Below are 14,613 nucleotides of genomic sequence, written 5' to 3'. Positions count from 1 at the left end.
TTTTGCTAAAAGAAGAAAAACTACATGAATATTCAAATTCTCAAATCATCTAAGACAAGTCCAAAATCCTCGGTAACAATAACAGGATCTAAAAGTGAGTCTAACCGTTTGCTTTTACTAAAAGCACTATATCCTGAAATAGATATAGAAAATGTATCTAACTCAGACGATTCTGTGTTGATGCAAAAGGCGCTTCAAAACTCAAATGCACCTGTAATAGATATACATCATGCAGGTACTGCAATGCGTTTTTTATCGGCATATTTGTCTATTCAAGAAGGTAGAGAGGTTATTCTAACAGGATCATCGAGAATGAAGGAGCGTCCAATAGGAATCTTAGTAGATGCACTAAGACAACTAGGAGCAGATATTCAATATGTAGAAAATGAAGGTTTTCCGCCACTTAGTATCAAAGGAAAAAAAATAAACAAAACTAAGGTTTCTTTAAAAGCTAACGTTAGTAGTCAGTATATCTCAGCATTGCTGCTTATTGCTTCAAAATTAGAAAATGGATTAGAACTAACCTTAGATGGAAAAATAACTTCTGTTCCATATATAGAAATGACGTTAGGTTTATTGAGAGAAATTGGAGTTGAAACTACGTTTGAAGCTAATGTAATTACTGTAAAACCAATAGCAATCAAGCCTGAGTCTAAGACGTTAGTGGTAGAATCAGATTGGTCCTCGGCATCTTACTATTTTAGTATTGCTGTGTTAAGCGATATTGGTACAGAGGTAAGGCTGTCTTCGTATAAAGAAAATTCACTTCAAGGAGATTCTGTATTATCAGAGTTATATAAAGAGTTTGGTATAGAAACGAGTTTTGAAAATAACTCTGTAATCTTAAAGAAAGTTGAAAAAGCAGATAGCAACAAAACCATAGAGTTCGATTTAAGAAATGCGCCAGATATTGCGCAAACTATTTCTGTAACAGCATTTGGTTTAGGTTTGGAGTGTAAATTAACGGGTTTACATACTTTAAAAATCAAAGAAACCGACAGGTTAGTGGCTCTTAAAACCGAGTTAGAAAAGTTTGGTGCAGAAGTTGCAATTACAGACGAGTCGTTGCATTTAAAATCTTCTGATAGCATTATGAGTGATGTGTCTGTAGATACTTACAATGACCATAGAATGGCAATGGCATTTGCGCCATTAGGACTAAAAACAACTCTGCTTATTAAAGATGCAGAAGTTGTAAGTAAATCCTATCCTCAATTTTGGGAAGACCTAAAAAATATAGGGTTTCAATTAGAGGAGAAGAAATAAAATCTTAGTCATAATTGTAAGTTGCATAAGAAGCTGTTTTTTGGTTTTAAGGGCTGTTAAGATGAGGAATTCCAAAATAAACCGCTAATTACTTGACAAGGCCTATCTTGAGATTGTATATTTGCAACTTCAAAAAAATAAAAAATAATACATGAAATTATCAAATTTTAATTTTGACCTTCCAGATGAATTATTAGCTGAACATCCTGCAGAACACAGAGACGAGTCTAGGCTAATGGTTTTAGACAGAGCTAATCAAACTATCGAACACAAACTTTTTAAAGATGTTATAGATTACTTTGATGAAGGTGATGTAATGATAATGAATAACACTAAGGTTTTTCCTGCCAGATTATATGGTAATAAGGAAAAAACAGGTGCTCGTATTGAAGTTTTCTTATTAAGAGAATTAAATCAAGAACAACGTCTTTGGGACGTTTTAGTAGATCCAGCTCGTAAGATAAGAATTGGTAATAAGTTATATTTTGGAGATGATGAAACGTTGGTGGCTGAGGTTATAGATAACACAACATCTAGAGGTCGAACATTACGTTTTTTGTATGATGGATCTTACAGCGATTTCAGAAGAAAATTAACTGAGTTAGGAGAAACACCACTTCCTAAGTATATAAAAAGAGATGTAGAGCCAGAAGATGAAGAGCGCTACCAAACAATCTATGCTAAAAACGAAGGAGCTGTAGCTGCACCAACTGCTGGTTTACACTTTTCTAAGCATTTATTAAAGCGTTTAGAGATTAAAGGTGTAGAAACTGCAGAGGTTACGCTTCATGTTGGTTTAGGAACGTTCAATCCTGTTGAGGTAGAAGATCTTTCTAAGCACAAAATGGATAGTGAAGAGATTTTAATTAGCCAAAGATCTGCAGATATAGTAAACAAAGGTATAGAGAACAAAAGAAGAGTATGTGCTGTAGGTACAACGTCTATGCGTACAATAGAAAGCTCTGTGTCTTCTAGCGGTAGACTAAACCCTTATGATGGATGGACAAACAAATTTATCTTTCCACCATACGATTTTAGTATTGCTAACTGTATGATTACTAACTTTCATACACCAAAATCTACATTGCTTATGATGATTTCAGCATTTGCAGGACACGATTTTGTAAAACGTGCTTACGAAGAAGCTGTAAAAGAAAAATACAAATTCTACTCTTATGGTGATGCAATGTTAATCATCTAATTAAGAATTTTGAAATATATAAAACCTCTACTCATATTATAAAGAGTAGAGGTTTTTTGTTTACAGAAACAGATGAAGTTACAAATGACTATTTTTGTACAATATGGATGTGAAAAAGAAAGACATAAGAGCCTTAACTAAAGACCAACTTAGAGATTTTTTTGTAAGTCAGGGAGATAAAGCCTTTAGAGGGAATCAAGTATACGAGTGGTTGTGGCAAAAGTCTGCTCATAGTTTTGAAGATATGACTAACATATCTTTACAGACTCGTCAAATGCTAACAGATAATTTTGTAATTAACCACATAAAGGTAGATCAGATGCAACGTAGTTCTGACGGAACTATAAAAAATGCGGTAAGACTACATGATGATTTAATTGTAGAATCTGTATTAATACCTACACCAACACGTACAACAGCATGTGTGTCTTCTCAGGTTGGTTGCAGTCTGGACTGTAAGTTTTGTGCTACTGCAAGATTAAAGCGCATGCGTAATCTAAATCCAGATGAAATTTACGATCAGGTTGTAGCGATTGATAATGAAAGTAGATTATATCATGGCAGACCGTTAAGCAATATAGTTTTTATGGGAATGGGAGAGCCACTTATGAACTACAATAATGTATTAAAAGCAATAGATAAGATAACATCGCCTGAAGGTTTAGGTATGTCTCCAAAAAGAATTGTGGTGTCAACATCTGGTGTGCCCAAAATGATAAAGAAAATGGCAGATGATGGAGTTAAATTTAAGTTAGCTGTTTCATTACATTCCGCTATTGATGACGTAAGAACATCTATAATGCCATTTAATGCTACATTTCCTTTGAAGGATTTAAGAGAAGCATTAGGGCATTGGTATGCCAAAACCAAAAACAGAATTACTTATGAGTATGTTGTTTGGAGAGGTATTAATGACAGAAAGAAAGATGTAGATGCCTTAGTAGAGTTTTGTAAGTTTGCACCAAGTAAAGTTAATCTTATTGAATACAACCCTATTGATGATGGTGAGTTTCAACAAGCAGATTATAAAGCATTGGATATGTATGTTAATATTTTAGAAGCTAATAATATTACAGTGACAGTAAGACGAAGCAGAGGTAAAGATATTGATGCGGCTTGTGGTCAGCTGGCCAATAAAAATAAAGCATAAAAAAAGCGGCTAAATGCCGCTTTTTTTTTGTTAAATAGAGTCTTATTTCTTTGTTACTTTAATTATTTCTGTTTTATCTCCAGAAGTAATTTGAACTAAGTATAATCCTGATTTGTAATCAGAAATATTGATTGAAGAGTCAACAATTTCATTGCCATTATAACTAGCAACTTCTTGACCTAAAATGTTAAATACTGTTACATTATCTATTTCTAGAGTAGTCTTAATATTTAATTTATCATTTGCAGGATTAGGATATATGCTAAAAGGAACTAATTGTTCATCAGTAATAGATAATTGAGAATCTGTAGTAAAACTCCAAACTGTAGATCCTGTAGTTACTCCAGCACAATTGGCTACATCAATACTCCAATAGTAAGTTGTGTTTATTTCTAATCCTGTAATCATTTCTCCTGGTTCTACACCAGATATTGCTTGAGTAGGAGGGTTTGCAATACCAATATTTAAAATATAGAAATCATTAGGGTCAGAACTTCCAGTCCAGTTAAAAGCCAAACCACCATCAGGACTTAGAATACTTACTGCTGTTGCAGCATCTGCAGGGTAAGGGTTGGTGGCTTGTACGCCAGGAGCTACAGTTTCAGTACATGATTCTGTTGTAAAAGACCACTCAGCACACCCAGTAGCAGCACTAAAACAATTAGTAGGTACTACAGACCATGTGTATGCTGTACCGTATTCAAATCCAGTAAATGTAATACCTGGTTGTCTCATACCTTGAGAAAATCCGTTGATAAATAATTCATAGCTCTCTGCATTTGGATCTGTATTCCAATCAAAAGTTACGGAACCTCCTGCACCGACAGTAGCAGAAAGATCATTGTTTACAGGTGTAATTTCAGTAACACAGCTAGGTGCTACGGTATAGGTACACGTACAAGTTGTACACTGTATCGTAGTCTGTGTGGAAGGTCCATTGTTTGTTCCACATGCAGCATCTAAATGCCAATATATTGTTAATCCTGTTACACCAGGAGCAGCTGTAAATGAAACACTGTCACTACCAGAAGTGATAACTGAATCATCAGCTGTATTTGTTACAGTGATGTACATTCCACTCCCAGCTACTGTATAATCAGATCCTGGTAAAACATTTTCAATAATTGAAAATTCTGCATTAGGCCAGTTGTTTGTTGCAATCGTTTCAACAGCCCCAGAATTAACTAGAGTAACCGTTGAAGTAGGCCATTGACCACCAGTTGTCGTTGTACACTGACCATAAATTAACGTGGTAGTAGCAAAAAGCATAAGGAATAATAAAGTAATTTTTTTCATAAAGTTTGTTTTTAGATTAATTGTCTAAAGTTACAAATATTTGCGTAGCTACCATGTTAAATTTACATTATTCGATTTATAATGATAAAAAGAGCCTTTATTTGTAATTTTGCAAAGTTTTAGATGTATTCATGAAGATAACTGAACAAATTAAACAACCAATAGCCTATGAGATGGAACTTTTTGAACAGAAGTTCCGGTTGTCTATGGCAAGTAAGGTAGCGTTACTTAATAGAATTACACATTATATAGTAAACAGAAAAGGCAAACAAATGCGTCCTATGTTTGTTTTTTTGGTTTCAAAAATGTTAAACAATGGAGAGGTTAGTGAACGCACTTACAGAGGTGCTTCGGTTATAGAATTAATACACACAGCAACTTTAGTACATGATGATGTTGTGGACGACAGTAACAGAAGGCGAGGCTTCTTTTCTATCAATGCATTATGGAAAAATAAAATAGCGGTTTTAATTGGTGATTATTTGCTTTCCAAAGGATTACTACTTTCCATAGATAACAATGATTTTGACTTATTAAAAATTATATCTGTCGCTGTGCGCGAGATGAGTGAAGGCGAATTGTTGCAAATAGAAAAAGCCAGACAGTTAGACATCACAGAAGAGGTGTATTATGAGATTATCCGTCAAAAAACAGCAACATTAATAGCGGCATGTTGTAGTTTGGGTGCTGCATCGGTAAAACCAAATTCGGCAGAGGTAGAAACAATGCGCAAATTTGGCGAGCTTATTGGTATGGCGTTTCAGATAAAAGATGATTTGTTTGATTATGGTGAAGAAAAAATAGGAAAGCCAACAGGTATAGATATTAAGGAGCAAAAAATGACCTTACCATTAATATATGTCCTTAATAATTGCTCTAAAAAAGAAAAATCCTGGTTAATCAATTCTGTAAAGAAACACAACAAAGACAAAAAACGGGTTAAAGAGGTTATTGCCTTTGTAAAATCTAATGGAGGATTAGATTATGCCATTTCAAAAATGAAAAACTTTCAGCAAGAAGCTATAAAATTGCTTAATAATTACCCAGAATCTCCTTATAAGTCTTCCTTAGAACTTATGGTTAATTATGTGATTGACAGGAAAAAATAATTTTTAAATATCTGTTTTTCAGTTTTTTAAAAATTATTTTTAATTTTTTTATACTTGCCATACAACCATTAGCAAGATATTTGCGTCTATGTAAATAGAAGAGCAATCGTAACCAGCAACATGAAAGTTATTCAGCTTCATAAAAACGAAACTAAACTTATACAAAAAGCCGCGAAAAATAATCGCGAAGCCCAACATGTATTGTATGAGTTGCACGCTCCAAAAATGTTAAGTATATGTAGATACTACATTAAGGATGTTCAAAAAGCTGAAGAAGTAATGTTGAACGGTTTTTTTAAAGTTTTTAAACATATAAAAACATTTAAAAACGAAGGCAGCTTTGAAGGTTGGATAAGACGTATTATGGTGCGAGAAGCTATTTCGTTTTTAAGACAGCAAAAGCATATTGAGTTTACAGCAGAAGATGAAATTTTAGAACAAGATTATACCAATAATATAAAAACCAATATTGAAGTAGCAGAAATTCAGCAACTAATAGATAGTCTGCCAGAAGGTTATAAAATGGTATTTGTTATGTACGCTATAGAAGGCTACAAGCATTATGAAATAGCGGAGCTTTTAAATATATCTGAAGGTACCTCAAAGTCACAATTGTTTAAAGCAAGGCAAATGCTTCAAAACAAAATAAAAGAATTAAATAACAGTAGTTATGGCACCAATTAAATTTGAAGAACAAATAAAAGACAAGCTGGAAAAGCGCAGTTTGCAACCGTCAGCAGAAAGTTGGGCAAAACTGACTGAACGTTTAGAAGCAGACGAAAAAAAATCAAAAAATCCTTGGTTTTGGTGGATGGGAATAGCCGCAGCAGTTATAATTACACTAGTCGTTGTTGTACAAACCTTAGGATCAAAAGATACAGAAGAAATCTTGCCGCAAGTTGTAGAACAAGAGAAGAAAGAAGATGCAAACAAAGTAGAAGAAGCTTTAATAATTGACATTAAAGAAACAGAAATGGTATCACAAAATAATGAAGATAAAAAGAGTTCTGCTTCTAAAAATGAAATCGAAAATAAACCTGAAAACATTAACTATAAGTTGGTTAGTAAGAGCAATACAAAAACACAATTAGTAGTTGATGAAAAATTAATGCAGAAGGATAAAAGTAGTGTTGAAGATTCTAATAACGATATAAAATTAATTACGGAGAAAGTTACAATTGATAAAGAAGCTTTTAACGAAGCTATGACAGAAGTTTTAAACGAAATAAAGCCTAATACTACAATTACAGATAGAGAAGTAGATTCACTTTTAAAGGTAGCAAGCAAAGAACTTTTTAAAGATAAGTTGCAAGACGATGCTCGAAGAACAGTAGATGCAAATTCATTATTACAAGAAGTAGAAGACGAAATGGGAGAGTCTTTTAGAACCAAAGTATACGAAGTTCTAAAGGATGGATACAAAACTGTAAAAACTGCAGTAGCACAACGCAACGATTAATATAATGTTGAGCCTTGTAACAATCTCTGCTTTTTTTGAAAAACGAATCAAAATAAACAATTATAAATCATCAAAAAACAAACAGTTATGAACACAATTACACGATTAGTAGTATATGCTATTTTAGCAATAACATTTACCACAGCAACAAACGCACAAGAAAAAGAAAAGGATAGTACCTCTGGCGAACTCAATACAATAAAAATAGAGTCGTTAAAAAAACTACGAGTTAGTATTGAAGAGCAAGAACGTGATTTTTTAAAGTCTGAAATCGAGGCTATAAACAGACGGCTAGACAACAAAGAAATTACAGCAGAAAAAGCTGAAGAGCTTAAGAAAGAAGTCGCTAAAAAAAGAGCTCTAAATATAGAGAATCGTATCGCTATAATAGATAATAAAATATCGTTATTAGAAAGAAATAATAACGGATATAATGCCAATGAAGGAAGCGGAGACGGATTTGTTTTTAGAATAGGAGGTGATGATGAAAGTAATGAAACCTTTATTTATTTTGGAGACAAAGCCAAAAACAAACCCAGACAATACGATAGACGCACAAAGTCTTATTTAGTATATGCAGCCGGATTAAACAACATATTAATAGAAGGGCAGAGCCTAAGCGATTCGCCATACAAAATCGGAGGATCTGGATTTGCTGAGCTAGGTTATATTTGGAAAACCAGAATCTTTGAGGACACTAATTTCTGGAGATTTAGTTATGGGTTATCTTTTCAATGGAACAAATTAGACATAAAAGACAACAACTACCTTGTTAATACAGATGGAGATATTTCTTTACAAGAATTTACAAGCGATTTGGATAAAGCGATGTTTAGATCTACAAATCTGGTTGTACCTCTACACTTAGAGTTTGGGCCTTCTAAAAAGATTGAAAAAGATACATATTTTAGATATTCAACATTTAGAAAATTTAAAATAGGAATAGGAGGTTATGCTGGTCTTAATATAGGTAATATGCAGAAACTAAAATACAAAGAAGATGGTAGCAGAATAAAAAATAAGCAAAGAGGTGGTTATGAAGTTAATGAATTTGTTTACGGTCTTAGTGGGTATATCGGTATTGGAAATATGTCTTTGTATGCAAAGTATGATATTAGTCCTTTGTTTAAAAACCAGGCTGTAGATCAGAATAATATCTCTTTGGGTCTAAGATTTGATATGGATTAAAAATAGAGTTTTCATCAATCAATTTTTTGAGTGTTAAAAGTCTTAATCTAGAGATAGATTAGGGCTTTTTCTTTACTAATTGATTTTTAATCTAGCATCTATGAGTTTTCTAATTTATTCAGATTAAAGGTGAAAATATAGAAAAACTAGGCTTTTTTTTTAACCACAATATTCCTCTGGCATTAAAGTTAACGTTGTTGTGCATCGTTATTTTCAAAATTTATTTAGTCGATAAGAATGTTTTTTTATTTGAAAAAACTAATGTAATAATCTACAATCGGTATTTCAATACGTTCATCATATTGGTAATTATAGTGAAATAATTCATCTTCAGCATTTTCAATACTTTCAGTACTAATCAACTTTAGACAGGTGTTTGCTAATTCAATGTCACTTTTAAATACAGAACCAATTCTTAACCTAAAAATATTCAAGGAATCTTTTTCGCCGAGCAGAACTCCTATAAGTGCAATAGTTTCAATTTCATTGCTAGGACATTTTTTTAAAATATCTCTTTCTAAATTATTGATACTTTTATTGGCTTTAAAATAATGCTGAAGAATAAATTTTTTCTCAAAGGTTATCATTTCATTAAGAAACATACTTTTATTTTCTTCTATTGAAATTTTTAAATCCATTTCATACTATTTTTTGAATATAAGATAAAAGGTATTTCATAGATTGTCTTTAAATTAGAGTTAACGGTCTCGGCTATGAGTAGTTGCGTGGGTTAGCACTTAACTTTGCAAGTACACACCAAACTGAAAATCCGCGAGGATTTTCAGAAGAAGGCGAGAACAAGCAATTACTTATAGCCATTGTTGTATGCCGTTTTTTTATTTTTTATCCATTTTTTGCAATTCAACTTTGCAATTTCTTTTTCTAAATACGGTTGATTCCTATCAACTGTCTCGATACAAAAATCTATAATTCCAGTTTCATTATTTAGTCCGATTAATTTATCCGATTCTTTCAATTCAAAATCTTCGAGTAGGTAATATGCAGTCCAAAGGTTTATCCAATATTGTCCTTCTTGCAGATACTGGTATAAGTCCGAAAGTTTATTACGATTCTTATGGCTTAAAGCAATCCTTTCAAGCTTATTTTGTAATTCGGGTTTATTTTCTAAATATTCAAAAGGCTCGATATTCGACTTCCATAATTCTTTACAGGTAACAATGTAAGATTCAGGATTAGATTTTAACTCTTGGTAAACTTTTTCCAGTTTTTCCCAATAATTTTTACACATCCATTTTAGTGTCAAAAACGAGCTTTCAATTCCGATTTTCTTTACTGCATTCCTTTTTGCAAGCGATTCCATTATACTATCAACTATCCATTTCTCATCAAAACCTGCCCATTCTCCAGCAACGCTCATTAAGTTCGCCTGTAAGACTGGAAAAATCTCATACTTATTAATTTCTTTGACTTTTTCAAAAGAGTAAGGACTTTCAATGATTTTAAACGCAATATGTCTGAAATCTGATTCTTGAAGCTCTGTGTCAAGATAAAAATCAGACAATGCAATCCAAATTGGTTTCCTTTCTTCTATGTTCAAAGTTTCGTTCATTCAAATGGCATACAACGGTTTCGACTATGATTTGTTGGGGAAAAATCCGCAGGATTCTTTCCGTCGTAGCCGAAAGATAGCAAATTGCAATGAAATTCCGATAGGAATTTCAGCCGCAATGGATTATAGCCGTTGTTGTGTGTAGGTTTTATTTTTATTTATCAATTCAGTTATTTTTTTCGCTTTTCCATAATTCGCATCGTTCAGCCATATTTTTAAATTCCGCTTTTCAGTTTTTAGAATTAAATTAGCTTTCGTTTTAAATTTCCCTCCGTTTCCACTTCCAGTTAAAAAGTCGACTATTACGCTCAAAATTGAAATAAGCCAATTAGTCCGTTCAGAGTTCAATTCCGCACTTTTTATTTCAGTGTATGAGTAAGTTCCGTTATTTTTCGGTTCGGAAGCATCAATCACATTAAATTCATCCGTATTCAAGATAAATTTTAATTCAGGTTTATTTCTCAATTCAACAGTTTCTGTCATTCAGCGTTCTGATTTTTTAACTTACACACAACGGTTCTAGTGTATGATTAGTTGCGTAGTTAAGCAACTAAGTTAGCAAACAAATCACAGATAGAAAATTCCAGCGGAATTTTCGTAAGTAAGCGATTAACAAGCAATTAATTATACACGGTGTTGGCAATAGTTTTTATTTCCTTCGCTTTTCTCAATCCAATATTTTGTTTTTGTTCACTTTCATAAATTCTAAAGATTTTTATTGGAAGTGTATCTCCAGGTGGTCTTGGAATAGGAATAGCGTCGTATTTATTATTTAGAAAAAAATTGCTTTTGACTGTTACAGCTAAATTTGCTGTTATAATCGAATCTGGAATTTTCTTGTCGGCGTAAACACTCAAATAAAACCTTTCTGTGCGCAAATCATAAGTTCCGAAATAAGATTCCAATTGCTTTTTAAATTCTTTTATGTCAGTTTCTAAGTTATTTAAAGAATTGGATAGTTCTGTTTTCGCAATGATATTATCATTTTTAAAATTCATAAAAATTTTCATTCCGTAGACTGGGTCAATTCTTTTTAATTCAATCGAATCGTTTTTAGGTAAAGTGAATTCGATTCCAAATTTTCTTTTTAAGTATTCAATGTAGTTTTCGGTTTTTAGCAAACTAAATTTATATTCACCATAATTGTTCTTTAAAGTTCCAAAAAGGCTGTCTTTTTTGTCAGAGAGATTGTAATTAATTAACACCTTATTAATTGTGTCAACTTTATTTCCAAGCGAATCAATACCAAATTCTCGAAGCTCAAATTCAATTTGAGATTTATTAGCACTCCATTCTGTTCTATCATAAATTCCGTTGGGATAACTTGGAATTTTAAGAACTAAACTGTCAGGATAAAAATGCCAAGTACTATATTCATTTTCTATTTCACGCCAATTTCCATTCAGTTCTTTTTCAGATGAATTTTGCCCGCAAGAAAAAACCAATAGAATTAGCAGAAAGTTCGATATGTAAACGGATTTTTTCAAATTATTGCCAACGGTTGGGCTATGAGTAGTTGCGTGGGTTAGCACTTAACTTTGCAAGTATACTATAAGCTGAAAATTCCGCAGGAATTTTCAGAGTAAGCGAGAACCAGCAATTATTTATAGACATTGTTGTAACACGTTTTTATTCTTTTTCTTTTAGATATACTGAAACTCTAAAATTATAAGGCAAACTTTCACCCGTCAATGCCAAATCAATTCCGTAAGTCAAATGTAAATCTGAAGTTTCTTTTAAAATGCTAATTCTAGTATCAACGATTTCGTACATCTTACCTTCAACATCTACTTCACTAATATTAGTTTCGTATTCAGATTCTTCATCTATCCATAAAAATCTTTTTAGAACTTCATAATCTTCTGCGCTTGCAAACGGTTTAGCTTGTCCTTCAAAATGAAAATTCACTTTGGTTTTTATATTTTCAGGTTTCATTTATTTTAATATTGATAAGTTATATTCAGTATTAGGTAGCGCAACGTCAACACTAAAATTAATCCTAGAAATGGTTTGATTTTCTTCTGTTCCTTTTGACTTGGCACCTAAACCTATTCCATAAACAGAAATTCCAGCTTTGATTCCATTTTCTTCTTTTTCTGTAACGGTTACAGCTATATCAAAGTCTACTTTAGAAATTTTTACAGCTCCTTCTTCTGTGTTATAGAAAATATAGTTTTCATCAGAATTATTTTTGGGTCTAAACCTTGGATTTATTCTGGCATTGTGCTCAACCGCAAAATCTTTACAATCGTCTAAACCTTTGATTACAGATTTTATGGTTTCTGATATAAATTCATCTAGTTTCATTTTTTTAAGAGTTTTTGGTCAAAATGTGTTACAACGGTCTCGTATAACCGTCAGTTACGGGTTAAAGTACGCAAATTTTTCGGTTTAGCACTGACGTTAGCAATTCCGAGTGGATTCGGACGTAGTCGAATCCGCCGTAATTGCGGTTATACATTGTTACCCAACGTTTTTTATTCGGTTTCTGTATTTTCATTTGAGTTGGATTCTGTTCCAAAATGTGTTCCATTCGTGTCTTATTCCGCCAAGTTCCCAATTCACGTCATATTTTTTTGACTTGTCACTTGCATAAGGTGGAATTCCAACTTTACAATGTAGCATTGGTTCGTTATTTTTAATTTTCTCATAATGGTCAGATTCAAGTGCTGATTTCGGATAATACCGAATATCAACAATAGTTTTGTTTTTCCGACTTTTAAAAACTTCCAGATTGATGTCGTATAGGTTTTCGTAAATCGATTTTAATTCAGTTGTTGCTTTTTTCAGAGTTACAGGTTTCTTTTTCCGATTCGCTTTTTTCCTTTCAAGTCTCTGGATTTTAAAATTTCGAGAGTCATTTTTGATTTCCGAAATTATGTAGCTCGTATTTTCCGAAATGTTATTCCAACAAGAGTTTCTCGCCATTTCTAATAGAGTAGAAGTAGCCTCTTTTAAATTCAGTTCAAGATTATTTTTCGTGACGTTCTTCAAAATGTTGGGTAACGGTCTCGGCTATGATTTCGTTGCGGAAAAATCCGCAGGATTCTTTCCGCCGTAGCCGAAAGATAGCAAATTTGCGTTGAATTCCGATAAGGAATTCAACCGCAATGAATTATAGCCATTGTTACCTGCTGGCTTTTTTTACTTTAATTCCGACAGTATGAATGTCAATCGTTTCGAAAAAGTCAATTACATATCTGTCATCTACACGAAATAGTTGATTTCCGTTCTGTTCTACTTTTAATTCGACAAGATTTTCTTTTAATATCAGAGCCTCGTTAGGGTTCGTCAAAGTAAAATTCAAATCGTGTCCAATCCAAAGTGCTTGTCCGCTTTTCAATTCACACGTAATGATTTTATTTTTCGAATCAGTTTTAGGTTCAGTTTTGTATTCGTATGCTTTTTTTATTTCACGGGTTTCAAAGTTCGAGTCAAATTCCACAATTCTCGGGTCAGTCACGAAGGCTTTTCCGTTTGGTCCAGATTCGTACACAACTATAATCGGCTTATCGGTTGTATTGAATATATAGAAATCCGTGTTGTAAGAACAACTCGTTAAAGTCAATAATAAAATCAGTCCAATTATTTTTCGCATTTCTGTTTTCAGCTTGCAGGTAACGTGTTTGGCTATGATTTGTTGCGGAAAAATCCGCAGGATTCTTTCCGCCGTAGCCGAAAGATAGCAAAATTGCAATGAAATTCCGAAAGGAATTTCAGCCGCAATGGATTATAGCCGTTGTTACCTACAGTTATTTAATCTTTTTAAAATCAGTTGTTATTCCGTTCAATATTTTAGGATTAGTTCTTAATAACTCAGCGCATTCAGATATATAAATTTCAACAAACTCGCGTCCATTTTCCGTCATCATTTTCAATCCGCCAGTTTCGTCGAGATTGTGAATCCAATAAAAATTCGTCGGATAGATTTCGTGATTAAATTCAATCGGTTCAGAATGATTAGTGATTCCGATTATTGGTGCGTTTGAGTCAAATTTGAAAATTGTTGTTGAGAATTCAATCTCAGCTTTTTTTGTCGAAATTGAATATTCATCTTTAATCCACTTTTTCTTAAATTTCGGGAATCCAAATTCAGATTGCAGGAAAGAGAAATTAGCCAAAATCTCTTTTTCAGATACTTTCCATGTCGGTTTAAGAATGTTCATTTTTCAAATTGTAGGTAACGTGTTCGTATAACCGTCAGTTACGGGTTTAAAGTTAATGTTTTTCGGTTAAGAACTGACGTTAGCAATTCCGAGCGGATTCGGACGTAGTCGAATCCGCCGTAATTGCGGTTATACATTGTTGCCTACAGTTATTTTTATTCATTCTCAATTTTATTCAATTCCGCAATTCTGTTTTTATGCATTTCAA

General features: G+C 32.8%; 17 protein-coding genes. 7 read left to right on the top strand and 10 right to left on the bottom strand.

Features of this window, described 5'->3' with window-relative positions; translation table 11 throughout:
- Positions 1-24 precede the first annotated feature (24 nt).
- The 3 genes from P7122_RS07965 (at position 25) to rlmN (ending at position 3,617) form a co-directional block, all read left to right on the top strand.
- Positions 25-1,266, top strand: coding sequence for a 3-phosphoshikimate 1-carboxyvinyltransferase (locus P7122_RS07965; protein ID WP_278005260.1), 1,242 nt, complete (start codon positions 25-27; stop codon positions 1,264-1,266).
- A gap of 151 nt (positions 1,267-1,417) precedes the next feature.
- On the top strand, positions 1,418-2,467 hold the full coding sequence (gene queA / locus P7122_RS07960) for a tRNA preQ1(34) S-adenosylmethionine ribosyltransferase-isomerase QueA (protein WP_278005259.1): 1,050 nt from the start codon (positions 1,418-1,420) through the stop codon (positions 2,465-2,467).
- Positions 2,468-2,570: 103 nt separating this feature from the next.
- Positions 2,571-3,617, top strand: coding sequence for a dual-specificity RNA methyltransferase RlmN (gene rlmN, locus P7122_RS07955; RefSeq protein WP_278005258.1), 1,047 nt, complete (start codon positions 2,571-2,573; stop codon positions 3,615-3,617).
- A 42-nt stretch (positions 3,618-3,659) separates the two neighbouring features.
- Here the strand turns inward: rlmN and P7122_RS07950 are convergent, their stop codons facing one another.
- A complete protein-coding gene (locus P7122_RS07950) occupies positions 3,660-4,913 on the bottom strand; it encodes a T9SS type A sorting domain-containing protein (RefSeq protein ID WP_278005257.1) in 1,254 nt (417 codons plus the stop codon).
- Positions 4,914-5,044: 131 nt separating this feature from the next.
- Between P7122_RS07950 and P7122_RS07945 the strand changes: the two genes are divergently transcribed.
- From P7122_RS07945 to P7122_RS07930, 4 genes are all read left to right on the top strand, one after another.
- A complete protein-coding gene (locus P7122_RS07945) occupies positions 5,045-6,022 on the top strand; it encodes a polyprenyl synthetase family protein (protein ID WP_278005256.1) in 978 nt (325 codons plus the stop codon).
- A 120-nt stretch (positions 6,023-6,142) separates the two neighbouring features.
- Entirely contained in the window at positions 6,143-6,706 is a 564-nt protein-coding gene (locus tag P7122_RS07940; protein WP_278005255.1) for an RNA polymerase sigma factor, read from the top strand.
- On the top strand, positions 6,693-7,481 hold the full coding sequence (locus tag P7122_RS07935) for a hypothetical protein (protein ID WP_278005254.1): 789 nt from the start codon (positions 6,693-6,695) through the stop codon (positions 7,479-7,481). The genes P7122_RS07940 and P7122_RS07935 overlap by 14 nt, the downstream gene beginning before the upstream one ends.
- Before the next feature lie 87 nt (positions 7,482-7,568).
- Entirely contained in the window at positions 7,569-8,669 is a 1,101-nt protein-coding gene (locus P7122_RS07930) for a hypothetical protein (RefSeq protein ID WP_278005253.1), read from the top strand.
- A gap of 245 nt (positions 8,670-8,914) precedes the next feature.
- On the opposite strand, the gene P7122_RS07925 is transcribed toward P7122_RS07930, so the two are convergent.
- From P7122_RS07925 to P7122_RS07885, 9 genes are all read right to left on the bottom strand, one after another.
- Entirely contained in the window at positions 8,915-9,307 is a 393-nt protein-coding gene (locus tag P7122_RS07925; RefSeq protein ID WP_278005252.1) for a hypothetical protein, read from the bottom strand.
- A gap of 167 nt (positions 9,308-9,474) precedes the next feature.
- Positions 9,475-10,227, bottom strand: coding sequence for a DUF7079 family protein (locus P7122_RS07920; protein ID WP_278005251.1), 753 nt, complete (start codon positions 10,225-10,227; stop codon positions 9,475-9,477).
- A gap of 135 nt (positions 10,228-10,362) precedes the next feature.
- The gene (locus P7122_RS07915; protein ID WP_278005250.1) at positions 10,363-10,722 is read right to left on the bottom strand and encodes a hypothetical protein; all 360 of its coding nucleotides are present in this window, start codon (positions 10,720-10,722) and stop codon (positions 10,363-10,365) included.
- Positions 10,723-10,859: 137 nt separating this feature from the next.
- Complete coding sequence (locus P7122_RS07910) at positions 10,860-11,771, bottom strand: hypothetical protein (RefSeq protein WP_278005249.1); 912 nt, start codon at positions 11,769-11,771, stop codon at positions 10,860-10,862.
- A gap of 97 nt (positions 11,772-11,868) precedes the next feature.
- On the bottom strand, positions 11,869-12,174 hold the full coding sequence (locus P7122_RS07905) for a hypothetical protein (protein ID WP_278005248.1): 306 nt from the start codon (positions 12,172-12,174) through the stop codon (positions 11,869-11,871).
- Positions 12,175-12,546, bottom strand: coding sequence for a hypothetical protein (locus P7122_RS07900; protein ID WP_278005247.1), 372 nt, complete (start codon positions 12,544-12,546; stop codon positions 12,175-12,177).
- A 189-nt stretch (positions 12,547-12,735) separates the two neighbouring features.
- Positions 12,736-13,233 carry a hypothetical protein gene (locus P7122_RS07895; RefSeq protein ID WP_278005246.1) on the bottom strand — a complete coding sequence of 166 codons (498 nt, stop codon included), beginning with the start codon at positions 13,231-13,233 and terminating at the stop codon, positions 12,736-12,738.
- 133 nt (positions 13,234-13,366) lie between these two features.
- Positions 13,367-13,837, bottom strand: a complete 471-nt coding sequence (locus P7122_RS07890) for a hypothetical protein (protein ID WP_278005245.1) — start codon at positions 13,835-13,837, stop codon at positions 13,367-13,369.
- Between the two features lie 154 nt (positions 13,838-13,991).
- On the bottom strand, positions 13,992-14,405 hold the full coding sequence (locus tag P7122_RS07885) for a hypothetical protein (protein WP_278005244.1): 414 nt from the start codon (positions 14,403-14,405) through the stop codon (positions 13,992-13,994).
- Between the last annotated feature and the right edge of the window lie 208 nt (positions 14,406-14,613).

It is taken from the genome of Winogradskyella marincola, assembly GCF_029624125.1.
In the GTDB taxonomy this organism is placed as follows: domain Bacteria; phylum Bacteroidota; class Bacteroidia; order Flavobacteriales; family Flavobacteriaceae; genus Winogradskyella; species Winogradskyella marincola.
This window is presented reverse-complemented; position numbering and strand designations above follow the sequence as displayed.